This window comes from Actinoallomurus soli, assembly GCF_024055715.1.
GTDB lineage: Bacteria > Actinomycetota > Actinomycetes > Streptosporangiales > Streptosporangiaceae > Actinoallomurus > Actinoallomurus soli.
Map to the genome: position 1 here is coordinate 181,748 of NZ_JAMXMV010000010.1, position 24,041 is coordinate 205,788.

At 72.1% G+C, this 24,041-nt stretch carries 18 protein-coding genes; 13 read left to right on the plus strand and 5 right to left on the minus strand.

Annotated features, from left to right (window positions below; translation table 11 throughout):
- Positions 1-235 precede the first annotated feature (235 nt).
- From NDW01_RS24800 to NDW01_RS24820, 5 genes are all read right to left on the minus strand, one after another.
- A complete protein-coding gene (locus NDW01_RS24800; RefSeq protein WP_252824049.1) occupies positions 236-3,688 on the minus strand; it encodes an AAA family ATPase in 3,453 nt (1,150 codons plus the stop codon).
- A 40-nt stretch (positions 3,689-3,728) separates the two neighbouring features.
- On the minus strand, positions 3,729-5,462 hold the full coding sequence (locus tag NDW01_RS24805) for a tetratricopeptide repeat protein (protein WP_252824053.1): 1,734 nt from the start codon (positions 5,460-5,462) through the stop codon (positions 3,729-3,731).
- Positions 5,459-6,082, minus strand: coding sequence for a helix-turn-helix transcriptional regulator (locus tag NDW01_RS24810; protein ID WP_252824057.1), 624 nt, complete (start codon positions 6,080-6,082; stop codon positions 5,459-5,461). Before NDW01_RS24810 ends, NDW01_RS24805 begins: the two co-directional genes overlap by 4 nt.
- A gap of 149 nt (positions 6,083-6,231) precedes the next feature.
- Positions 6,232-6,984 (minus strand): helix-turn-helix transcriptional regulator, encoded by a 753-nt coding sequence (locus NDW01_RS43940; RefSeq protein ID WP_252824059.1) that lies wholly within the window; start codon positions 6,982-6,984, stop codon positions 6,232-6,234.
- Positions 6,985-7,183: 199 nt separating this feature from the next.
- Complete coding sequence (locus NDW01_RS24820; protein ID WP_252824062.1) at positions 7,184-9,049, minus strand: AfsR/SARP family transcriptional regulator; 1,866 nt, start codon at positions 9,047-9,049, stop codon at positions 7,184-7,186.
- Positions 9,050-9,376: 327 nt separating this feature from the next.
- Here NDW01_RS24820 and lxmK point away from each other — a divergent pair, with 327 nt between their 5' ends.
- The 13 genes from lxmK (at position 9,377) to NDW01_RS24885 (ending at position 23,977) form a co-directional block, all read left to right on the plus strand.
- Entirely contained in the window at positions 9,377-10,588 is a 1,212-nt protein-coding gene (gene lxmK, locus NDW01_RS24825; protein WP_252824064.1) for a class V lanthionine synthetase subunit LxmK, read from the plus strand.
- A complete protein-coding gene (locus NDW01_RS24830) occupies positions 10,585-11,577 on the plus strand; it encodes a T3SS effector HopA1 family protein (RefSeq protein WP_252824066.1) in 993 nt (330 codons plus the stop codon). The genes lxmK and NDW01_RS24830 overlap by 4 nt, the downstream gene beginning before the upstream one ends.
- Positions 11,578-11,674: 97 nt before the next feature.
- The gene (locus tag NDW01_RS24835; RefSeq protein ID WP_252824079.1) at positions 11,675-11,824 is read left to right on the plus strand and encodes an LxmA leader domain family RiPP; all 150 of its coding nucleotides are present in this window, start codon (positions 11,675-11,677) and stop codon (positions 11,822-11,824) included.
- A gap of 156 nt (positions 11,825-11,980) precedes the next feature.
- Complete coding sequence (locus tag NDW01_RS24840; RefSeq protein ID WP_252784465.1) at positions 11,981-12,145, plus strand: LxmA leader domain family RiPP; 165 nt, start codon at positions 11,981-11,983, stop codon at positions 12,143-12,145.
- A 22-nt stretch (positions 12,146-12,167) separates the two neighbouring features.
- On the plus strand, positions 12,168-12,323 hold the full coding sequence (locus tag NDW01_RS24845; RefSeq protein ID WP_252824082.1) for an LxmA leader domain family RiPP: 156 nt from the start codon (positions 12,168-12,170) through the stop codon (positions 12,321-12,323).
- A gap of 152 nt (positions 12,324-12,475) precedes the next feature.
- Positions 12,476-13,408 carry an LLM class flavin-dependent oxidoreductase gene (locus NDW01_RS24850; protein ID WP_252824084.1) on the plus strand — a complete coding sequence of 311 codons (933 nt, stop codon included), beginning with the start codon at positions 12,476-12,478 and terminating at the stop codon, positions 13,406-13,408.
- Complete coding sequence (locus NDW01_RS24855; protein WP_252824086.1) at positions 13,405-14,343, plus strand: phosphotransferase; 939 nt, start codon at positions 13,405-13,407, stop codon at positions 14,341-14,343. Before NDW01_RS24850 ends, NDW01_RS24855 begins: the two co-directional genes overlap by 4 nt.
- A gap of 5 nt (positions 14,344-14,348) precedes the next feature.
- Positions 14,349-17,012, plus strand: a complete 2,664-nt coding sequence (locus NDW01_RS24860) for a M16 family metallopeptidase (protein ID WP_252824097.1) — start codon at positions 14,349-14,351, stop codon at positions 17,010-17,012.
- Complete coding sequence (locus tag NDW01_RS24865; RefSeq protein ID WP_252824100.1) at positions 17,009-18,418, plus strand: lanthionine synthetase C family protein; 1,410 nt, start codon at positions 17,009-17,011, stop codon at positions 18,416-18,418. Before NDW01_RS24860 ends, NDW01_RS24865 begins: the two co-directional genes overlap by 4 nt.
- Positions 18,419-18,498: 80 nt before the next feature.
- Positions 18,499-19,131 (plus strand): flavoprotein, encoded by a 633-nt coding sequence (locus tag NDW01_RS24870; RefSeq protein ID WP_252824102.1) that lies wholly within the window; start codon positions 18,499-18,501, stop codon positions 19,129-19,131.
- A gap of 3 nt (positions 19,132-19,134) precedes the next feature.
- The gene (locus NDW01_RS43945; RefSeq protein WP_252824114.1) at positions 19,135-20,391 is read left to right on the plus strand and encodes a cytochrome P450; all 1,257 of its coding nucleotides are present in this window, start codon (positions 19,135-19,137) and stop codon (positions 20,389-20,391) included.
- A gap of 74 nt (positions 20,392-20,465) precedes the next feature.
- Positions 20,466-20,879 carry a hypothetical protein gene (locus tag NDW01_RS24880; RefSeq protein ID WP_252824117.1) on the plus strand — a complete coding sequence of 138 codons (414 nt, stop codon included), beginning with the start codon at positions 20,466-20,468 and terminating at the stop codon, positions 20,877-20,879.
- A gap of 188 nt (positions 20,880-21,067) precedes the next feature.
- Positions 21,068-23,977 carry a helix-turn-helix transcriptional regulator gene (locus tag NDW01_RS24885; protein ID WP_252824119.1) on the plus strand — a complete coding sequence of 970 codons (2,910 nt, stop codon included), beginning with the start codon at positions 21,068-21,070 and terminating at the stop codon, positions 23,975-23,977.
- Positions 23,978-24,041: the final 64 nt, after the last annotated feature.

Sequence of the window (24,041 nt, forward strand, 5' to 3'; positions counted from 1 at the left end):
ATCCCGGGCCCGGCGATTCCGTGCCCGGGGAAGATTCCGTGCACGGGGAAACGGACGGCCGCAACCGGCCGGCCGGTTCCCCGTTTCCGCGGGTTCCGGCTTCGGCCGCCAATCCTGAGGCACGACCGGGGTCTTGCCGCAAGCCCCCCGGTGCGCTATACGTTGAGAGTGGCGGGGAGAGCTCTCCCCGCTTTTTCCGTGCGGCGCCGGAGCGGGACGACCCCGCCGAGTGAGGTCACAGGTACAGGCCGGGCCGCCCCTCGGCCGTCTCGGGCGCGTCTTCTTCCGGCAGGTCCTCGACGCGCAGGACGCCGATGTCGGTGGCGCTCAGGTCCGTCGCGCCCGGGTCCGTGGTGATGCGCTCGGCCTGCCGGCCGATCGTCGCTTCGAGCAGGTTCCGGATCATTCGGCCGTTGCCGAACGACGGGCCGCGCTCCGTACGGCGGAGGCGTGCGCCGACCGCGTCGCGAACGTCCGGTGCGAGGGCGAAGCCCTCCTTCTCCGCCATGGACGCGAAGATCGCCACGAGCTCCTCGTCCGAGTAGTCCGGGAACTCCAGCCGTTTCGGGAAGCGCGACGCGAGACCCGGGTTGTCGTTCAGGAACACGTCCATCTCCCCGCCGTAGCCGGCGACGATCACCACGAGGTCGGCGCGGTGGTCCTCCATCAGCTTCACCAGCGTGGCGACCGCCTCATGGCCGTAGTCCCAGGGCGACTGACGCGGGGTGAGCGTGTACGCCTCGTCGATGAACAGCACCGCGCCGAGCGCACGCTCGACCACGCCGGTCACCTGCGCGGCCGTCTGGCCGATGTACCGGGCGACGAGATCGGCGCGCGAGACCTCGACGAGGTGGCCGGACGACAGCAGACCGAGATCGGCGTAGACACCGGCGAGTACGCGCGCCACCGACGTCTTGGCGGTGCCGGGATTGCCGGAGAACACCAGGTGCCGGGCGGGCGCGCTCACCGGCAGGCCGGCCTCCCGGCGCAGGCTCTCGCTCCGCGCCTCGGCCACCAGCCGCCGTACCTCCCGCTTGACGTCCGTGAGACCGATCATCGCGTCGAGTTCGGCGATCGGGTCGGCGGACCGCCTGGTGCGGACGCGGCCGCTCAGCGTGCCGGGGATGTCCTCGGCGCGGAGTTCGGCGGGGTCCGCGTCCGCCGCGTCGACCAGGCGGCGGGACTGCAGGGCGGACGCGCGTTCGAGGAGGTTGCGCATGAGCCGGGCGTTCCCGAACGAGCGTCCCCGCGGCTGCCGGCGGATGAGCCCGCGGACCTTGTCCGCGACGCCCTCGCCGAGCCGCAGGCCCGCCTCGGCCGCCCGCAGCTCCAGGATCTCGATCAGCTCGTCGTCGCCGTAGTCCGGGAAGCGCACCGTCGTGGGAAAGCGGGAGGCCAGACCGGGGTTGGCGGACAGGAAGTCGAACATCTCCGCCTCGTACCCGGCGACGACCACGGCGAGATCGTCGCGGTGGTCGTCCATGAACTTGAGCAGCTCCGTGATCGCCTCGGGGCCGTAGTCGTCGGGGCTGTCCGACCGGGCCAGGGAGTACGCCTCGTCGATGAACAGGACGCCGCCGAGCGCCTGCTCCGCCAGGCGCCGGGTCTTGACCGCGGTCTGGCCGACGTACTGCCCCACCAGGTCCGAGCGGGTCGCCTCCACCAGATGGCCCGACGTCAGCAGGCCGGACCGCTTGTAGATGCCCGCGAGCAGCCGTGCCACGTGGGTCTTTCCGGTTCCCGGGTTGCCGGTGAACACCATGTGCCGGGCGGGGACCACGGCGCGCAGTCCCGCCTCACGGCGCTTGCGCGCCGCCTCCGCCTGGGCCAGCCACAGCTCGATCTCCTGCTTGACCTCGCCGAGCCCGACGAGGGCGCGGAGCTCGGCGAGCGGGTCCGTGTGGACGCCGTCGGCGACGAAGGCGGCGGGAACGTCCGCGAGGGTCACGGCCGGACGGGTTCCCGGCGTCGTACGGGACCGGACCTGCTCGATCAGGGTCTCCGCGAGACTGTGCGCCAGCCGGGCGTTGCGCAGGTTGCGGACCGGCGGCGTACGGGCGAGGAGCGCGCCGGCCGCGGTCGCGGCGTCGGGTTCGGTGGTGCCGCCGCGCTGCTCCACCGCCCGGCGGAAGAGCTCGGCGTACCCCTCGGCGGTGAACGGCCGGGTGCGGACGATCTGGAACCGCTGGAGCAGGCCCGGGTTGACCTCCCGCAGCCGCTCGTCGCCGCGCGCCTCGGTCAGCGCCACGACGTGCAGGTCGTCGTAGACGTCGAGCAGCCGGTGCAGTTCCTCCATCACGGCGCCGCCGTTCTGCGGATCGCCGGCCAGAACGTCGAGGTTGTCGATGATGACGAGGCGTTCGCCGCAGGAGTCGCGTACGGCGACGTGGAAGGCGGCCACCGCGTCGTTCTGCCCCGAGTAGATGGCGTCCGACATCCAGAGGGGGCCGCCGGGCAGCCCGCGGCCACGCATGATCCGCTCCACTTCCTGGGCGGCGTCGTGCTTTCCGGTGCCGTCCGGTCCCGCGATGAGCAGCCGCACCGGGCCGGAACGCGCCGCGCCCATCGCCCGCAGCATCGCGACGACGTCCGGCTGTCCGATCAGCGCGGATCCGTAGTCGGCGGTCTCGGCGCTCGCCTTCGCGGATTCGGCGGCGCCGCCGGCGCCGAAGCGGGCGGCGAGCGGATTGGCGACGACGCGCCGCGGCTGGAAGAGCCGGATCTGGTCATAGGTGAAGCCGCCGACGGGAACGCCGTACTCATCCGGGTCGGCCGGTTCGCCGGGAAGGCCGTGCACCGCGCACACGAACCGGACCGCCATGTCCAGCCAGGCGCGGCACACGTCGGCCTGCCCGGCGGCCAGCCCCTGGGCCAGCCAGGTGCGGATCCGGCCGGACCAGTCCTGCGGGTCGGCCTCCGCGAGCGCCTCGGTCACCTCCGCCGTACGGGCGCCGAGCACGACGGCCACCTCGGCGGGCACCGACTCCCGACCGATCGCCCGCAGCAGGCCGGCGATGCCGTAGCCGGGCGGTCCGGGCAGCGGCACGACGTCACGGAGATGGTCGTGGGTGGGCAGGAGCCCCTCACAGACCCAGCGGAGGTGGTCCAGCGGGCCCGCCAGCTCCGGCAGAGCGCCGAGGATCTCCTCGTCCGCGGCCGCCGCCCACTGCTCACGCCGGTCCTCGGGCGGGACGGCCGGGTCGTACGGCGCCGTCTCGTACAGGCGGAGCAGCGCCTGCCGCCGCGACTCGGCCGGTTCGAGGCCCGCGAACGCGGCCACGCAGTCGCGGGCCAGCTCGCGGGCGGTCGCGTGGTTCTGGATGAACCACTCACCGTCCCGCAGATCCCACTGGTACGGCGGACGCCACGTCGTGACCGACGCGCCCCAGATGTCCGACTTGCGGGCCGGCGTGCGATCCAGCCACCGCCCGAAGATCTCCGCCTCCAGGTCGGCGCGGTTCCCGGCGCGGATCGCGCCGACGCCGAGCAGGTACTGGAGGATGCTCGACATCTCGTCGAGCACCAGGTCCGGCCGGCCGCCGGCCCGTTCGTCGGCCATGAGCGTCTCGGCCCTGGCGGCGATCTCCTCGAACGTGCCGTCCGGCACCCGCCAGGGCCGGCCGTACGCGTACAGGTCGAGCACCGGCTCGTCGCCGAGGAGGATCTTCAGCTGCTCCGGCAGTCCCACGTGCGCCTGTCTTCCCGTGATTCGATTGATCGCCGCTGTTCTATACCACCGGCGGACCGGGCCGGTCAGGGTGTTCGATGGCGGACCAGGCGACGGCGTTCCACGGGCTACGGGAATTGGCCGGGTCGAGGAGCCGCCGGGCCGCCTCGACCGTCCTGCGATGCGACGTCGGCCAGGTCTCGTCGGGTGTGCCGCGCAGGCCCTCGATCCACCGCGCCCGGCCGGCGAGGAAGTCGTCGGCGAAGGCGGCCCAGGACGGATAGAACCGCACGGTCTGCGCGGCGATCCCGTGCAGAAGCCGCCACGCGGTCGCCTCGTCGAGGAAGCCGGCCGCGAAGCCGTAGCGCACGTTGTTGACGTACCTCGCGACGTCCCAGGCGAGCGGAGGGTGCCCGAGGTCCTCGGCGAGCGACATGCGGTGACCTCCGTCGGCCAGCCACTTCAGGGTCTCCAGCAGGTCCTGTTCCGAGGCCACGTCCCAGCTATCGGCGAGCACGTCCCGGGCGCCGGCCCGGTTGAGCCAGGAGTACGGATAGAGCGAGGCGTGCGTCGTGCACTGCGATCGCTCGATCATGATCGCGCTCAGCGAGACCAGCCACAGCCGGTGGACGGTGAGCGGCGCGGGGTTCCGCCACGCCGCCGGAGGATCGGTGAGGTTCGCCGCCAGCCTGCGGGTCAGCCGGTGGTCCGGGCCGAGGGCGCGCTCGCAGTCGGCGAGGATCCGCGCGTACTCGGTGAGGGCCTCGCCGCGCCGCCCGCCCCCGTCGTGGCTCTGGGCGAGTTCGCAGCGCGACTCCAGAGTGTCGGGGTGGTCCGGTCCGAAGAGGCGTTCGCGGCCGGCGAGCACCTGCTCCAGCAGAGGCGCCGACTCATCGAACCGGCCGAGCGCGTTGTACGTCACCGCGACGTTGCGCCGGAAGACGATGAGCTCGGGGTCCCCGGGGTCGAGGACGCGCTCGGCGGTGGCGAGGTTGTGCTCGTACAGCAGGCCCGCCTCCTCGAAGTGCTCGGCGTCGTCGAGCGAGACGGCGAGGGCGTTGCGCGCCGTGAGGGTGTCCGGGTGCTCGGAGCCCGCCGTCCGCACGAGGCTCGCCAGGATCTGCCGGTGTTGCTCGACCGCCTCGGCGGCTCGGCCGGTGTCCTCGAGAGCGGGAATGAGCTCCGCGCGGGCCTCCACGGTGTCCGGATGGTCCGCACCGAGGAGGCGTGCCCGATCGGCGATCAGACGTTCGTACTGCCCGACGGCATCGGCGAGGCGATCCGCGTCGGCGTACGCGCGCGCCAGTTCGTGGCGGGATTCCAGCGTGTCCGGGTGATCGGGGCCGAGCTTGTGCGCCTGCGCGGTGACCATCTGCTCGAGCAGGTCGGCGGAGTCCACGGGGCGACCGGCCCGGCGATAGGCGACGGCGAGATTTCCCATGGTCCGCAGGGCGCTCGGGCCGTCCGCCGGGTAGATCTGCACGATGGCGAGGACCACCTGTTCGAGCAGGCTCACGGCCTCGTCCAGGTTCCCGAGCGCTTCGTGTGTCACCGCGAGTTGATTGCGCGCCAGCGCGGTGTCGAAGGCACCTGGGCCCAGCGTCCGCTCGCGGTCGGCGACGAGCCGCTCGTAGAGCGGGAGCGCCTCCTCGAAGCGACCGGCGTCGTAGTACGACGAGGCCAGTCGATCGCGGCAGGCGAGCGTGTGCGGATGGTCGGGGCCGAGAACACGCTCCGCCCGGGTGAGCTCCTCACGCTGCTCGAGAAGCGTCCCGGTGCTCTCGTCGCCGGTCATGTGACGTTGCCCTTGCCTTCTCTTCCACCGCTCCGGAACAGAGCCAGTTGGGTGCGACTGGCGCACCCGGTCTTGGCGAATATGTGTGTCAAATGCTTCTTCACCGTATCGATACTGACGTGCAGTTCGCGGGCGATCTCGCCGTTACTGAGGCCTCCGGCGACGAGATCGGAGATCTGCACCTCTCGCTTGGTGAGCGATGCGCGATTCTCCCCATGCCGGCAGCGGGTGAGGTGCCGTTGGAGCAACGGCGCCAGCTGACGTGCCAGTTTATTCAGGATGGCCCGCTCCAGATCTCCCGCGGTGCCTTCTTCGAAGGCCACCACGAGATACTCGGCGCCCGCGGTCCCCGCGTCGATGCGGACGGCGATCACGCCATCCGCACCACGAGCAGCGGAAACCGGCGGCGGCGAGGGCTTCTCGGCCGAGGCGGGGCGAATCGTCGCCGTGGTCCAGCCGAAGTGCCGTGCCAGCGAGACGAGCAGAGTCCGCCGGAAGACGTGAATGTCGCCGGCCTCTATCACGTCGTCCAGAACCGCGAAGAGGCGACGGTAATCGGCAGGCCGGAGCGGATCGGCATCGCCCAGCCGGACCGGGCCTGCCGCCGATGTCGTGAACATACCCGGAGGATCACGTACCGCAGGCCCTTCCGGCATCCGGAAGAAGCCTTACATCGGCCTTACATCGGCCTTATTTCCGAGTCACACCCCCTCAGCCGAGCCTTATGCGGCCGCAGGCCTTCCCGGCGGCCCCGCGGCGACGCGGTGCGCTAGCCGCTCATGCTCGTGTGGCCCAGAAGCATCAGGGCGAGCTGCGTCCGGTTCGTGCAGCCGGTCTTCGCCATCGCATGGGTCAGATGCTTCTTCACGGTGTCGACCGTGATGTGCAGCCGCCTGGCGATCTGGACATTGCTCAGCCCGTCGGCCACCAGCGCCGCCACCTGCTCTTCACGCTCCGAAAGACCCGTCGGCACCGGGGAGGGGTCGCGCGAGCGGGAGAAATGCTCGTCCAGCCAGGGCCCGAGATAACGCCGCAGGTGCCCCATCAAGGCCCGGTCATGTTCGCGAAGCGCGCTCTCGTCATCGAAGTAGACGCACACGAGCGCCGCCCCGCCCGTCTTGCCGACCATACGGCCGTTCAGGAGATCCGCGATCCGGTGCCGGCGCAGGTAGTGCCCGACGAAGGTCCACTCGCGCATCGTCGAGCCGGCCCGTACGTCTCGGAGGGAGACATGGCCCGCACGATCGAGCAAGTGGTCGGCCCGGCGCGTCTTGAAAGGGTTCTGCATGTACCAGCGGTCGAGATACTCCTCCAGGAAAGGGGTGGAGCGGTTACTGTGAAAATGATCGATGGCGACGTCCCGCCCGGGGAAGCCGCCCATGGTCGCGGGAATGTCGACGATCAAAGAGTCGGTCCAGCCCAGACGTGACGCCAGCGACTCCCGGAATTGGTCGAAGAAGTATTCACCCCCGACCGAATCGGCGATGTCTTCGAGAACGGCGAAGGTATTACGGTAATCCACCGGTTCCAGTGCAGATGCAGTTCCAAGGCGACGCATCAGCCCCCCGAGCCTCGCTTCCACATGATGAAAGGGCCGCATCGGAGTCTCTCATGCCACAAGAACTCCCGCTGGTGACGACGAACTTAGTGCATGCGGACGCGGTGCGATATTCCACGAAGGTGGAAGGTCACCTCCGGTGTGCTCCGCCGTGGCCGGCCGGTCAGGACTCGGCGGCGTCCGCCGAGTGCAGGTAGTGGTCCAGCACCCGGTGGCAGGCGGCGGATCGTTCGGCCTCCGTGTCGAACGTCCGGGCCTGTTCCGCGGCGTAGACGCGCAGCAGGTCGTGCATGGCGAATCGGCCGGGAGCGCGCTCGGTGATCAGATGAGCCCGGAACAGTTCGGCGAGCAGCGCCCGTGCCCGGTCCTGCGGAAGGCCGGCCAGGGCGGCCGCCGCCGGGTGGGCGATGTCCCGCCCGGGATGGAGGCTCAGCAGCCGGAACAACCGGGCCGCTTCAGGAGTGAGCGTGCGATAGGACCCTGAGAAGACGGCTCTGAGGTCCGCGGTCACCTCCCCGGCGTCCAGCGCGTCAAGGCCCGCCAAGCCGGCGCGCATCTTCCCGGCGAGCAGTGCCAGGGGGAGATCGGGGCGCATGCTCGCGCGGGCGGCGACGATGCTCAGCGCCAGGGGCAGTCCCCCGCAGTAGGCGAGCAGGTCGGCGACGGCACCCGGCTCCGCCTGAGTCCGGTGTGGACCCAGCCGGCTGTCGAACAACCGGCTCGCCGCGTCATGGGGCAGGACGTCCAGGGTCATCGGCCGGGCACCGTGTGCGGTGACCAGTCCGGCGAGTTGGTTCCGGCTGGTCACGATCACGACGGACGAGGGGCTGCCCGGCAGCAGCGGCGCCACCTGAGCGGTGTCCCGGACGTTGTCCACGATGAGGAGCATGCGCTTGTCCGCGATGAGCGTGCGGTACAGCGCGGCCTGCGCGTCCAGGCTCTCCGGAACCGCCGTGGTCTCCGTGCCGAGGGCGTCGAGGAAGGTGCGCACCGCCGTCTCCGGCGTCATCGGCGGTTCGGATGGATCGAACCCGCGCATGTCGACGTACAACTGTCCATCGGGGAAGCGGTCCATGTTCCGGTGCGCCCAGTGGAGGGCCAGCCAGGTCTTACCGACGCCCGCGCCGCCGCCGATCGCCGAGACGAGGACCGTCCGGCCCGGTCCGCTCCGGCCGCCCAGTGCGCGATCGAGCGCGGCGAGCTCGTCGGTTCGGCCGATGAACGGCGACGGCGGCGCGGGCAACTGGCGCGGGACGCGCGTGGCGCCGGAGACCGGCGATGCCGGTGGGTCGAGGCCGGGATCGTTGGTCAGGATCTGCCGATGCATGCGCTGGAGTGCGGCGCTGGGGTCGACGCCGAGTTCTTCGGCGAGCCGGAGCCGGATTCGCTCGTACTCTTCGAGCGCCTCGGCTTGCCGTCCGCTCCGGTAAAGGGCGAGGAGGATCAGCCCGGCCAGGCGCTCATTCAGCGGATGCCCCGCCGCCAGCGTCAGCATCTCGGGAATCAGCGCGGCGTGCCGGCCCAGCCGTAGACAGATCTCGTAGTAGTCCAGGTGCGTCGCCAGCCGTTCGGCCTGGAGGGCGTGCCGCATCTCCGTCAACCACGGGGAGTCGACGTCGGCGAAGGGTTCGCCACGCCACTGCGCCAGGGCGAGACCGTGCAACCGGCCCGCTTCGGCGACGTCGCCGCTGGCCCGGGCCCGCGCCGTCAGGGCGCGGAATCGGTGCAGATCGACCGCTTCCTCATTGACTTTGAGGACATATCCGGCGGAAGTGCGTTCGATATCGGCGCCGACGGTGGTCGACAGAGCGATACGCAGCCGGGAGAGGTAGCTGCGCAATGTTCCCGTGGCCCGCTCCGGCGGGTCCTCACCCCAGACACGCTGCGCGAGTCGAGCCGGCGAAACGGGATGGTTGACGTCGACCAGCAGAGCGGCCAGCACACTTCGCTGCCGCGAATGGCCGACGTCGATCGGCTGAGCACCCGCGCTGACATACGTCTCCCCCAGTATCCCGAGTTCGATCGGCATTCCGCTCCCCGCCGGTCACGTCTCGTCGGCGATCCGCTGATGAGGCCGGCCGACGAAAAGGCATTCAATCGGGTGAGATATCGAGAGCGCCCCCGATGGCACCACCGACTGACAGACAACCATTGACGCCCTGGCGAGGCCATCCCACGAAGGTAGAACTCGGCCGGCTCTCTCCGGCCGCCTCTTACGGGAACGGATCCCGGCCGGGAAAGGGCGATCAACGCCTCCAAGACACCGCCGAGCAGCCGATTCAACGTTTTCCCATCACCGTCACAACAGCGGCTTGTCAGGGTCGTCCCCGTAACCAACCGCTGGAGCGATGCCCGTATGAAGCCTCTCTTGGCCGGTAACGCCGTTCGCAACGGTGAGACGTCCGTCGAGCCCCTCGCGCAGCCGTCCCCTGAGCCGCGTGCGGAGCGTCCCGAGCCGGGAACGGCGGCCCCAGGCGCCGCCGGCACGGCGCGGACACCCGATCGCGCGATCGACACCGGCCGGCTGCCAGAGGTGAACGAGGTGCTCGGCCGGCTCGGTCTCGGCCGGTTGACGCCCGAGAACGCTCGCGCCTTCCCCGGGCGCAACGACAACTGGAGCGGGCGCACCACCTCGGGAGAGCAGGTCTTCGTCAAGCGGATCGACGGGCAGGCGGAGAGCGCGGCGCGCCGGCTCCATCGCCTCATCGCCTTCGAACGGGGGAATCCCGGCCTCCCGGCACCGCGGTGCCTCGGCTGGGACGAAGCCGCGCGCCTGGTGGTGTTCGAGCTCATCCCCGACGCCAGGACCGGCAACGACCTGGCGGCCGACGAGGCGTTCGACGACGCGCTGGCGCATCGCGCCGGGAGGGTCGTCGGCCGGCTGCACAGCGCCTGGTCCGATCCGGAGGACCTCGACGACTCCCCGCCCGACCTTCCTCCGGTGCCGTGGTTGCACGCCCTTCCGGATGCGGTGTTCACCGCGTCCAGCGCCGCCGCCCTGGAGGTCTGGCGGCTGTTGCAGGGCGATGACGAGCTGATCGCGGCCCTCACGCGCATGCGCGAGAAGGAGACGGCCGCCGTGAGGACCGCGACCCATTGCGACCTGCGGCTCGACCAGTTCCTGCTGTCCGCGTCGGAGCTGTACCTCACGGACTGGGAGGAGTTCCGCCTCGCCGATCCCGCGCGGGACATCGGAGGCTTCGCCGGCGAGTGGCTGTACCGCGCCATCACGGCCATCCCGGAGAGCGCCCGTTCGGACAGTGGATCGGACGCGCCGCTGACCCACCGGCAGATCCTCAGCGCGGGCGCCCGGGAGATCGAGAGAAGACGGCCGCTGATCGCCGCCTTCTGGTCGGGCCATCGGGCGGAACGCGGCGCCATCGACGCCGGCCTGGCCGAACGCTCGGCCGCGTTCGCCGGCTGGCATCTGCTGGACCGGGTCCTCTCCCTGGCGGAGCACACTCCCCGGATCCGGGCCGTGGACCGAGCCGCCTTCGGGATCGGCCGGCGGGTGCTGCTCAACGCCGCCGACGCGGCGACGACCCTGGGGCTGGGTGATCTTTCATGACCGGGCTGCTGGCACCCCGCGTCGAGCGCGTCCTGCCGGAGGTCGAGATCGACGCCGGCCGCCACCGCGGCTCCGTCTGCGGCCGGGAGATCCACGCCGCCGACGCGGCCGAGTTCCTGGAGGTCCTGGGCCAGGCCCTCTACCTCGCCTGGCACGTCAGGAACCCGGCGGCGATCGACGACCGCCCGACCACGCGCCGCGATCCCCTCCTGGAGGAACGCCTTCTCTCGGGGATGCCGCATCGGACGACGAGGGCCCCGGCGATCCTTCGGGAGATCCGGGCCGATGGCGAACGGCTCGTCGTCGAGCGGGACGGCGTCCGGGTGCTGAGCGCACGCGAGGCCGTACGGCCGGGGCAGCCTCTCCAGGTCGGCCGGCCGATCGAGCTACGGGTGCCCGCCGCGCGTCCCGCGCTGTCACCGGGATTCTTCCTCGCCGACGGATCGAACGGCCCCCGGCACGGCGCCTCGATTCTCCGGATCTACGTCCACGTGACCGGCCCGGCGATGGTGCCCGCGCTGTGGACGGCAGCCCTGGAGCTGCTGGAAGGCGCGGACGTCCGCTACCGCGCGAAGATCGTCTCGACCTCTCCGATGTTCGCCCGCAGCGACGGCCTGGTCCTCTACCTCGACGCCGGCGCCGCTCAATCGGTCATCACGGATCTCCTCCGGCTGGCGGGCCGTACGGCCGGCGTCGGGACGACCACCTCCCTCTTCGCCGAGCCGCTCGGCGATGGCGTGGCCATGGCCTGGGAGCCGTCGGACGCACGGCGGGGTTTCACCTCGCTGAGCCTCGGCGAGCACCGCGCCCGCGTGGTGGCCACCGGTCTGCTGGCGCACGCGACCTCGCCCGACGCGGCCGACCCGGCCGCCGCGGTGGCGGCGGCCATGCGCGCGGCGAACATCGACCCGCTCACTCCGGCGCGCAACCTCGACTCGCCTCCCTTCCCCCGGGTGACCTCGCGCGCCGAGACCCCGGTCGGCGGGTGAGGCGAGGGCGGTCGGCGGCACCGGACCGCCACGCCCGAAGAGCTTCCGGCCGACCCGGCCGGGATGAAGGAACCAGCACCGCGAAAGGAGGTGTCTCATGAGCCCGACCGACCTGGTCGCAGGTTACGACCTGCACACCGACGCCAACGAGCTCGGTACGGCGGCCGCCACCGAAGCTCCGGCGACGTTCACCGCGATCACCATCATCTGTGTCTCGGTCACCTACACGATCGACGTCAGCTGCTGACGGTGAATCGCCTTGTGCGGGACCGGGGTGACGCCGGGAGAGGGTCTCCCGCTCCATCGGATCGCCCGGTCCCGCACCTCGCTCCGGCGGGCGGGCCGATGCCGCACCATCCGCCCGCCGGAGCACCGACCCGCCATCGCCTCCACGGAGGACCTCATGACCGCAACCGATCTGGTCGCGGGTTACGACCTGCACACCGACGCCGACGAACTCGGAACGGCGGCCGCCACCGAGATGGCCGCCGACACCTTCACCCTCGTCACCTGGCCCTGCTGTCCCTTCCCCTCGTTCACGGCCGCGGGGATCCTGGACGGCCACTGATCCGAGCCGCACGGAGGATTACATGATCGCAACGGACCTGGTCGCGGGTTACGACCTGCACACCGACGCCGACGAACTCGGGAGGGCGGCCGCCGCCGAGATCGCCGCCGACTCGTTCACCCCCTCCACCTGGTACGTCTTCTGCACCGACTGCTGCGTGGGGCCCTCCGAGGCCTAGGAACGCGCAGCCGCCGGACGCACCCGAAGCAGTGGTGACCTCATCTCCGCCCGGCCGGGCCGCGTGCCGGTCACGCGGCCCGGTCCATCGGAGCTCCGGTGGATTGCTTTGAAGGGATGTCTGCTGTGAAATACGGAATCCTCCTGCCATTCATGGCGCATCATCCGGAGCAGATCGCGCCGTTCGCCGCCCTCACGCGGGATGCCGGGGCCGACCGTCTCTGGATGGGGGAATCCCTCCTTCTGGAGAGTCACCAGGCGTTCGCGTACCTGGCGGGGCGGGGGCTGCGTCCGCCCGTCGGGACCAGCGTGTCGCTGATGCCACTGCGGCATCCGTACAAGGCCGCGATCGAGATCCGTTCGATCGCGGCTCTGACCGGGCGGCCGGTGGTCGCCGGCTTCGGGCCGGGCGCGGCCCGCCTGGTGGAGGCGCTCCGGGGCGCTCCCTACGAGAGCCCGCTCACCGCGACGCGGGAGTACATGACGGCGCTGCGCGCCCTGATCGACGGGCGGCGGTCCCGGTTGCCCGGCACGTACGTCCAGCTCCACACCGGGCTGCCGCCCCTCGATCATCCGCCGGTCGAACTCGGACTCGGAGTCCTGCGTCCGGCGATGGCGCGCCTGGCGGGTCAGGTCGCCGACGTCGCGATCACTTGGCTGACGCCGCCGGCCTACCTGCGCGGGGAGCTCATCCCGGCCCTGCGGGAGGGCGCCGAACAGGCGGGACGACAGGCACCACGCGTCGTCGCGGTCGTCCAGGTCGCGTCGGCCGCCGCCGCGCGCGACCCGCGCGCGCTCGCCGAGGTCGCGACCCGTGCGCACGTCGCGGGGCCGCACTACGTGGACATGCTCCGCCGCGCCGGGGTCGACCTCCAGGGCATGAGCCCCCTCGACGTGGGCGCCGCACTCATCCACCACGACCTCTTCATCACCGGCTCGCCGGAGACGATCGCCGGTGCTCTCGACCGCTACACGGACCTCGGCGTCGACGAGGTCGTCCTCAACACCGCGGGGGTCGCGCTCGCCGAAGGACTCGACGTGGCCTGGGACGAGTGCGCGGCGATCCTGAAGGCGGCGCGGTCATGAGATCGAAGACGCACGACCACCCGTACCCGGTGATCGCCGCCTACGGGACCGACCTCATGCGTACCTGCGTCCTCGACCTGGGAGACGCGGGGTTCGCCTGGATCCGGAGCCCGGGGCCGGCCATGGCCACGCCCCTCCCGGCGCCCCCGGCGAGCGTCCGCGACCTGATCTCGCGGCTGCCCCGGGACGCCGTGCGGCCGGCCCTTCCCGAGCGCGTCCAGGACGGTGTTCGGTATGACGCGCCGGGTCCGGTGTCGCTGGCGGGTGCCCTCCTCACGGGTGACGACCCGGCGCGCACCGGCGCCGCACCGCTGCTGAGAAGCGTCGGCCGGACGCTCCGGCGCGTCCACGAGTCGCCCGTGCCGGCCGACGTCGCCGCGCGCCCGCCCCGCGGGCCCGCCCGTCTCGCCGAGCGGCTCTCCGCGAAGGACGAGGTGGGGCGTACGGCGCGGCTGCGGACGCTGATCGACGAGGTCCTCGGCGCGGATCGCCTGTGCCGGGTGTCCACCTGGTGCGAAGGACTCATGCGAACGGAAGGCGCGCCGGTGCTGCTGCACGGCGGCCCGAGCCTCGGCGCCCTGGTTCCCGATCGTTCGGATCCGGGCCGCGGGGCCCTCTTCACCGGTGAGGACGTGACGCCGGGTCCGTGGACGTTCGACCTCGGCTGGCTGCTCGGCGAGATCCTGGAGCTGGGCGTCGGGCTCCGGGCGGTCCGGCCCGGCACTCCACCCCCCGGCGACCTCGCCCGGGCGCTCTTCGCCGGCTACGGGCGGTCGCCGGTGCCGTCCGTCGGACGAGCAGCCGCCGTCCGGATCCTCACGCATGCGTACGACTTCGCCGCCTTCGCGGGATGGCACGAGGAGTCCCTGCGCCGATCGCTGACGCTCGTCGCGGATCTCATCGACTCCGACGGTGCCGCCGCCCTCACCTGGTAAGGCTGATGACAACGGACTCGAACGCCTCCGCGCGGGAGACCACCACAAGGCGGATCACGCTGGCGAACGGCCTGCGCGTGCTGCTGCGACCCGACCGCGGCCGGGCGACGCTCGGCGTCGGCGTGCACTACGGCGTCGGCTTCCGCACCGAGCCGCCCGGGCGAGCCGGCTTCGCGCACCTCTTCGAACATCTGATGTTCCACCGCGGCGAGGATGCCGAGGTCGCGTCCCATTTCGGGGAGATCGAACGGGCCGGGGGCACGGCCGACGGCTCGACGCATCAGGATTACACGGAATATCACCAGCACGTGCCACCCGAGGCCCTGGATCTCGTCCTGCGGCTGGAGGCGGACCGGATGCGCGGACCGCGCATCACCGAGACCGTCCTCCGCGGTCAGGTGAACGTCGTGAAGGAGGAGATCCGCCTGAGGGTCCTCAACCGGCCCTACGGCGGATTCCCCTGGCCGTTGCTCCCCGCCGTCCTGTACCGGACGTTCCCCAACGCCCATGACGGCTACGGCTGTTTCGAGGAGCTGGAGAAGGTCACCCCCCAGGAGGCCTCGGACTTCTTCGACGCCTATTACACCCCGGGCAACGCGGTGCTGACCCTGGCGGGACGGTTCGACCCCGGCCACGCCGCCGATCTCGTCCACCGTCACTTCGGGGATCTCCCACCGCGGGAGGCGGTCCCGGCCGACCCGCTCGACGAGCCGCCGCCGGAGGCCGCGATCCGGGCGCACCACGAGGCGCGGATTCCGGCGGCGCCGGCCGTGGCGATCGGTTACCGGGCACCGGATCCGGGCCGGCACCTCGAGCGCTACCTCGCCCACGTCGTCCTCCAGGACCTGCTCACCGGGGGCCCGGTCGCGCGGCTGCGGCGACGGCTCGACGACCAGGGGATGCAGGTCCACGCGCTCGATTCCGGCTGCGGCTTCTTCGGGCCCCTCGACGCCCGTCACCCCGACACCCTTCTCCTGACGGCCGTCCACGAGCCGGCCGTCGAGGCGGACCGGATCATCGACGCGCTCGACGCGGAACTGCTCGACCTCGCGGCCCGCGGTCCGTCGGACGCGGAGCTCGCCCGCGCGGTCACCGTACGGGCGGCGGGCGTTCATCGCGACCACGATCCCGTGGCGGCGCAGGCCCGGGCCGTCGGCAGGCTGGAGATCCTCTTCGGCGACGGAACGCTCCTCGATCGGCTGCCGAGGAGGTTCGGCGAGGTGAGCGCCGAGCAGGTCGCCGCCGCGGCCGAGTCGCTGCGGCGCGCGCCACGGGCGGTGCTCACCCACGGGCCGACACGTCGGGGAACGCCCTCTCCGGAATCCCCTCGGCCCGGCGGGCGGCACGACGTGCCCCTCTGGCGCGAGGCGGTCGACCGCAGGCTGCCCGGCGGCCTGCGCGTCGTGGCCGTACCGGACCGCTCGGCTCCGCTGGTCGAGCTCCGGCTTCACCTCCCGAACGAGATCGCCGGCCCCGCCGACGCCGCGCGCGCCGAGCTCCTCTGCCGTACGGTCCTCGGTGGCGCCGGTGGACCGGTCGCCCAGGCCACGGAGACGGCCTTCGGCGACAGCGGAGGTGCGTTGCGGGCCCGCCGGGAACGGGAGTGGATCGTCTTCTCGGGCCACGCCCGCTCGGACCGCCTGACCACGCTGCTCCGGGTGCTGGCGGAGGCGGTGGCGAACCCGAACGGCGATCGATACGGGCGGGTCGCCGCCGAGCGCGGCCGCGTGGCCGCGCTGGCGGAGGCCGGGCAGACCCTGCCCGGACGAGTCGGCCAGGCCCTCCTCAACAAGCGGTTCTTCGGCGAGCGGGCACTGCTGCTCACGCCGCCGAGACCCACCGACCTCCGCACGGTCGCGGCCGATGACGTGCTGCGTTACCACCGGTCCGTCATCCGGCCGCAGTCGGCGACCCTGGTGCTGGTCGGTGATCTTCCGCCCGACCGCATGCTCGCCGCGGCCGAGACCGCCTTGGCGGCCTGGGCGCCGTCATCCCGGCCGGACACGGCGCTCCCGGACGGCCGGCCGCCCGCGGAGCCCGGCATCGAGATCGCCGCCGGTCGCGCGGGCGCCGAACAGAGCCACATCGCCCTCCTCGCCGCGGGCGTCGGCCTCACGGACCCCGGCGGGCCGGCCGGCCGGCTCGCCGACCTCCTGGTCGGCGGCCGTCCCTCGGCACCCTTGGCCACCGCCGTCCGAGAGCGCCGGGGACTCGCCTATCACGTGTCGACCGCCGTCGACGTGGTCCTGGGACGGCCCATCGTCCAGATCCAGGCCGCCACCGCAACCGCGACGACCGCCGAGACGCTCCACGCCATCCGGGAACTGCTGGAACGGGCGGTCACGCGACCGCCGGCCGCGGGCGAGATCGCCGAAGCGCGCCGGTACGCGGTCGGCGAGCTGTACCGTGCCTGCGACTCTCAGGCGTCCCTCGCGACGTGGATCTCGCACATGCTCCGGTGCGGCCACGACACCGCCCGCCTCGAACGTCTGCCGGCGTCTCTGGCCGCCACGCCGGCCGAAGACGTCATCCACATGATCGGGGAGCTGTTCCGGCCGGAGCGGTTCACCGGGGTCGTCGAGTGCGACCCCGAGGCGTTGGACGGGCGATCGGCCGAACTCCGGTCGTCCTGGCCGGGCCGGCGCCCGGAGCCGGGGGCCGGCGAATGAGCGCCGCACCCGGGCGACCGGCGCCGGATCCGGGACCGGGACCGCTGAGCGGCGCGGACGCCCAGCGCGCGGCCGAACTCATCCAGATCATCGCGGAGCGCCTCGCCGACCCGGTGGCCGTCGCCGCGGTATCGACCGCGGACCGCACGCCCGCACACGGCGGCTGGGCGGCGACGGGGCTCGCCCGCGGCCACTCCGGTGTCGCGTCGTTCTACGGAACCCTCGCCTGGAGCGACTCACGCTGGGCCGCCACGGCACACGCGCACCTCCGGAGGGCGGTGGACGCGATCTCATCGGAGCCTTCGGCCGGGCTCGCGCTCGGACCGGCCGCGGTGCTGTCGGCCGTTCAGACCTGCGGTGCGCGCGAGGGTGACTATGCCGGGTTGCGCCGGAACCTGCTCGGCGCGGTCGCGGGCAGGCTGCGGGAACGGCTGAACGCCTCCGCCGGTGCCCCCGGCACGGCCGGCGTGTCGGGGCGGGAACACGACCTCATCAGCGGCTGCACCGGAGTCGGGCGGCTGCTGCTGGACGCGGTGGACGACGGAACCGCCGCCCACCCCGACACGGTCCCGGCCCTCCGGTCGACGCTGCGGCGTCTCGTACGGCTCACCGAGCCGATCGAGGTGAACGGCCGGACCCGACCGGGCTGGTGGACGGCGGCGTCGAAGGGGACGCCCTTCCCGGCCGAGGGCGCGAACGACGTCTTCGAGGTCGGCGTGGCGCACGGCGTCGCGGGGCCGCTGGCCCTGCTCTCCCTCAGCCTGTCCCGCGGCCACACGGTACGCGGACAGGCCGATGCGATCGAGGTCATGGCCGAATGGCTGGTCGCCCAGGCCCGCCGGGACGCCCACGGGCCGTACTGGCCCGCCCGGACCGGCGCCGAGCAGGAGCCGGGCGAGGGCGGTTCCCGGTCCACGGCGGCGTGGTGCACGGGGACGGCCGGAGTGGCCGCCGCCCTGCACCTGGCGGGCGTGGCCCTGGACGACGCCGGCCGGCGAAGCCTCGCCGTCGAGGCGTTGCGGGCCGTCATGGAGCGGGCCGAGGAGGAACGGCGGCTCGTCGGCCCGACCGTGTGCCACGGCCACGCCGGGCTGGTCCAGGCACTGCATCGCGTCGGTACGGCCGCCCGGGACCCGGCCCTGCTGGCCGGAGCCCGGCGGATGGCCCTCCGCATGATGGACGAGGCGGATGAGGACGCCCCCTTCGTCTTCCGGCACTCGGTCCCGGACATCGAGGACGGCAGGGTCACGCGCTGGACCGGCGTGGACGCCGCCGGGATGTACGAGGGCGCGGCGGGCTGTGCCGCGGCGCTGCTGACGGTCACCCCCGGCCACCTGCTCGGACCCGGACGGCGCGGCACCGACGGGGACGTGGCGGCGTGGGACCGGATCCTGCTGCTCTCGTGACACGTCACCGGGCCCGGCGGCCGGCGGGACCCCGGCTCCCACCAGATGATCCCCCGCCCAGGAAGGCGACGAACACCGTCATGGACGACCACGACCAGACCTCTCCCGGCATGCCGGCCCTGGGGCCGCCACCGCCGTTCACCGCGGACCGCCTGCTGCTCTTCGGCACCGGCTCCCTCGCCGCGGCGCTGCTGCCGTTCTGGATCAACTGGTTCAGGAACTTCTATCCCGAGCCGGACCTGCGGATCGTCATCACCCGCAGCGCCGAGCGCTTCGTGTCGCGCGGCGCGCTGGCGCCGCTCATCGGCCGTGACGTCCCGCTGGACACCTGGCCCGAGCACCCGGGCGCCGACGTCCCGCACGTCCGGTACGCCGAGTGGCCGGACGCGATCGTCGTCTACCCGGCGACCATGCACTTCATCGCCCGGTTCGCGCTGGGATTCACCGACACCCCGATGCTCTCCGCGCTCCAGTGCACGACCGCCGCGATCGCCGTCGCGCCGACCCTGCCGCCCGGGGGCGAGAACAACCCGGTGACGCAGCGCCATCTGAAGGACCTCGGAGACCGGCCGAACATCGAGGTCGTGCCGCCCGTACCAGGGCGGAGCGCCTCGTCTGGACGCGGCGGGGGAAACGCCGCGCCGCCGCTGCCCGCCGTGCTCGACCGGCTGGAGCGGCTCCGTTCGCGTATCCGGGAAGACGGGAGGGCCTGAGCCGTGCGCGCACCCGACACCCCATCCCAGGAGACCGGCGAGGGACCAGCGCCGGCCGGCTCCGGTACGGCGGGCTCCGGTACGGCCGGCCGCGGCTACCGGCCGTCCCGGCTGTTCGACTGGCTCGACCGGATGCGCCATGATCATCCCGTCTGGCACGATCACCGGCGCGACGTCTGGCACGTCTTCTCCCACGCGGAGGCGCTGACCGTCCTCTCGGACTGGTCCACCTTCTCCGTCGCGATGATGGACGGCATCCGGACCCCGGACGGCCTGGAGCTGTTCTACAGCGGGAACTTCTCCTGGATGGACCCGCCGCGGCACGGGCGGCTCCGCGGCCTGGTGTCACGCGTGTTCACCCCTCGCATGATCGAAGGGCTCGCGCCGCGCGTCGCGGCCGTCGTCGCCGAACTGCTCGACAAGGCCGACGGCGGGGGCGCCTTCGAGCTCATCGACGATCTGGCGCATCCCCTACCGGTCGTCATCATCGCCGAGATGCTCGGTGTCCCGGCCGAGGACCGGGTGCTCTTCCGCCGGTGGGCGGACATCCTGCTGGCCGGGGGCCGCACCGCGCCCGGCACCGGAGACGATGATCTTCACTTGGCGGACATGGAGCCCTACCTGATCGAGCACATCGAACGAAGGAGGGCGGTGCCGGGCCCGGACCTGATCAGCGGCCTGGTCCGGGCGGAGGTCGAAGGGCGCCGGCTCTCGAACGACGAGATCGTCGGGTTCACGGGCGCACTCCTGATCGCCGGGCACATCACCACGACGGTCACGCTCGGCAACGCCGTGCTGTGCCTCGACGAGAATCCCGGCGTCGCCGCGGGACTACGCCGGGATCCCGGGCTCATCCCCGCGGCCGTCGAGGAGGTGCTCAGGAGCCGCCCTCCGTTCACCAGCACCGCCCGCCGTACGACCCGGGAGACCGAGCTCGCCGGGCGGCGGATACCGGCCGGACGTTTCGTCAACGTATGGCTGGCGTCGGCCAACCGCGATGAGCACCTGTTCGACGCACCGGATCGTTTCGACGTCCACCGGCCGTCGAACAGGCATCTCGCCTTCGGGCACGGGATCCACTTCTGCCTGGGCGCACCGCTCGCCCGCCTGGAGACCAGAATCGCGCTCGAGATGCTGCTGAGCCGCTATCGGGAAATCCGCGTCGCCTCCCCTTCTGAGGTCGAACCTCATGACCAGTGGACGATGATCGGGGCCAAGCGGATTCCGATGGTGGTCGAACGAACCGCCACGAAAGTGTAATGGCGTGACGCCCACCGACCGTGATTGGCTCACTCGCGGATTCTTCCTCTCTCCGCGAAACCCAAGGAGCAACCATGAAGCGCACATTCAGCAGGTCCGCATACGCCTGGCGGAGCACGGCCGGGAAGGTCGCGGCGCTCGCGATCGCCGCGACCGGCGCGATGGCGCTCGGCCCGGTCACCCTCGCGCAGGCCTCGACATGGGAGGGATGCCCGGACGGCGCGGTCTGCATCTACCCGCAGAATCAGGACAATACCACCAGTAACCCAGAAGCCGTCTTCTGGAGCTACGGATACCACAACCTCAGCAACGAATACGGGTTGCACCAGATCGCGAATAACCAGACGGGCGGCGCGAGTCTCGATCTGTGCTATGGCTATAACGGCACGAACTGCACCGTACCCAACGGCCATATCGCCGCTCAGGCGATCGGCGTGAACTACGACTTCACGCCGATCAATTCCGTTCGCCTCAACCCGTGGCCCTGACCGGCCGATCCAGCTGGCGCGACTGCGGAGGGCCCCGGCGGTTTCGCCGGGGCCCTCCGCGGTTCGAGCTTCTTCCCGACCACGGGCACCGGTTAAGGTCACGCATCGTTGGAATACCGGACCCCGCGTCGTCCAGGCGAGGCGGTCGCCGGCCCCGTCGGCCGCCCACCGCCACATCGGGAGGAAGCATGGACAGGACGCCCGACCGGTCGTTCATCGGCAGACGGCGAGAGTACGAGAGGCTCACCACGGCGCTCGACCAGACCGCCGGGGGCAGGCCGCAGGTCGTGCTGGTCGGTGGCGAGGCGGGCGTCGGCAAGACCCGGCTGGTCGAGCGGTTCACCGGCGCGGCCGAGGACTCCGGCGCGCTGGTCCTGTCCGGGGCGTGCGTGGAGTCCGGATTGGAGGGCCTCCCGCTCGCGCCGATCATCACGGCGCTCCGCGGGCTCGTCCGCGGGCTCGGTGTGGACCGGCTGATCTCGTTGCTGCCCTCCCTGCCTGAGCTCGCTCAGCTGTTCCCCGAGCTGTTGCTGCCGGGCCCCACCGGAGAGACGCCCGCCGGTCAGGCCCGGCTCTTCCACCAGTTCGCCGTGTTCGTCGAACGGCTCGGGGCCGAGCGGCCCCTGGTGCTCCTCATCGAGGACCTGCACTGGGCGGACCGGTCGACGCGGGCGCTCCTCGACGTCCTGGCCCGCAGCCTCCGGGGCACCCGCGCTCTCATCGTCGCGACGTATCGCACCGACAACCTCTTCCGGGGCCATCCGCTCCGGCCGTTCCTGGCCGAACTGAATCGCGTGGAGGGCGTCCAGCGCATCGAACTCGGACGCTTCACCCATGCGGAGACGGCCGAGCTGATGACGAGCGCGCTCGGCACCGAGCCGCCACCCGCGCTCGTCGATCGGATCTTCGAGCGCTCCGGCGGGAACGCGTTCTTCGTCGAGGAACTGGTCCGGGTATGGCGCAGCGGGATGTCCAGCCTGGACGACTCTCTGCGCGACCTTCTGGTCAGCCGGGTCGAGCGCCTCCCCGAACCGGCGCAACGGGTGATCCGGCTCGTCGCGATCGAGCGGTCCCGGGTGTCCCATCAGGTCGTGGCGGCGGTGGCCGCCATGCCGGACGAGGCCTTGCTCGATGCCCTGCGCTCGGCCATCGACGCGTACGTGCTCGCGGCGGACGGCGAGGGGTACGACTTCCGGCACGCTCTCGTACGGGAGGCGGTCTTCGACGAGTTCCTGCCGGGCGAACGCATCCGGCTGCACCGCGCGTACGCCCTCGCGCTCGAGGGCCGGCCGGAGCTCCTCTCGCCGGAACACCTGCCGAGCAGCCTCGCGTACCACTGGGCGGGAGCGGGTGAGCCGACCCGCGAGCTGCCGGCCCTGTTGCGGGCCGCGGCCGTCGCCAAGGGACTGAGCGCGCACGTCGAGCAGTACCAGTTGCTCCGGCGCGCGCTGGACCTGTCGGCGCACGTGCCGGAGGCGGCGGACCGGCACGAACTCGAGTACGAGGCGGCGCACGCGGCGTGGCTCGCCGGCGAACATGAGGAGGGTCTCGTCCTGACGGAGCAGGCCCTGGCCAATGTCGACCGCGCTCGGCAACCCGAGAGAGCAGCGCTGTTGCTCGCACGCCGTGGCAGGCTCCTGCTCCGCCTCGGTCATGCGGACGCCGTGCCCGCTCTGGAGGAGGCCGTGCGGCTGGTCCCGACGGGAACGTCCGTCACCCGTGGCACCGTGCTGGAGATCCTGGGCTCCGCGCTGACCACTCGGGGAGACGCCGCCGCCGGAAGCCGGGTGAGCGGGGAGGCCGTGCGGATCGCTCGCGCCCTGGGAGACGACGAGCTCCAGGTGGCCGCCCTGACGACGCAGGGCACGGCGCTCGCCTATGACGGCCGCCACGAGGACGCGGTGACCGTGTTCGAGGCGGCGCGGGTGCTCGCCAAGAGCCGCAACGACCTGCCCGGGCTGACACGCGCGTGCGTCAACCTCTCCGTCCAGCTCTGGGCCGTCGGCCTGTACGCGGAGGCGGTGACCGTCGCCCGTGAGGGGCTGGACGCGGCGCACAAGAGCGGCCTTTCCGCCACTCTCGGCGCCTTCCTGACCGCGAACCTCGGCATGGCCCTCTTCTCGATGGGGCGCTGGGCCGACGCCGCGGCGGCGATGGAGGCGTCGGAAGAGAACCTCAGCGGTGTCTTCGTGGCCTATCTGCACCTGCTGCGCGGTGACCTCGCGCTCGCGCGCGGCGACCTGGCGGCCGCCAAGCGGTACCTCGCGCTGGCCGCCGGTGAATTCGGCCCGGATTTCGGTCATGAGGACGGTCTCCTGCCGATGGCGCGCCTCGACGCGGAGATCGCTCTGCGGGAGGACCGGATCGATCACGCCCGGCGGGTGCTGGCGCGGGCCCTCGACGCGGCGCCGGAGCGCGGCCAGCTCGTGGTCCACACGTGGGCGCTGGTCACCACCGGCGCGATGGTCGAGGTACGGGCGCGGACGCGGCTGCGCGCGTTCGCGGAGTCTCACGCGGCCGGCGGCCTCACCGAGGTCCTCTCCGCGGTGGCGGCCCGCCTCCCGGCCGACACTCCGCCATGGCACGCCTACGCGGCGCAGTTCGCCGCCGAGATGGACTCCCTCGAGACGACCAGCCCGGCCTGGCACGATGTCGTCACCGCGTGGGAGAAGGCGGGCAATCCCCATCTCGCCTGCCACGCGCGCGTACGCGCCGCCGAGGCGGCCATCGCCGTACGCGACAACCGCACCGCGCGGGCGCTGCTCGCGGCCGCCGCGGAGGAGGCCGGTGACCTCGGCGCCGGATTCCTCCGGGAGGAGATCGACGCGCTGGCCCGGAGCGTACGCCTTCCGACCCCCGATGCCTCCGAGGCGGCGGAGGAGACCCGGAAGATCGACATGCTCGGGCTCACACCGCGCGAGGCCGAGGTACTCCGGCTGCTGACGGACGGTCACTCCAACCGGGAGATCGGCGCGAGGCTCTTCATCACGGAGAAGACGGCCAGCGTCCATGTCTCCCGGATCCTCGCCAAGCTCGGCGTCGCCAATCGCGGGGAGGCCGCGGCCATGGCACACCGCCTGCGGCTCTTCGGCGGTTGAACCGGACGGACGTTCCCTGAGCGCCGCGCCCGGCGTCCGGCCGGGCCCGGGTGAGGAGGCGCTC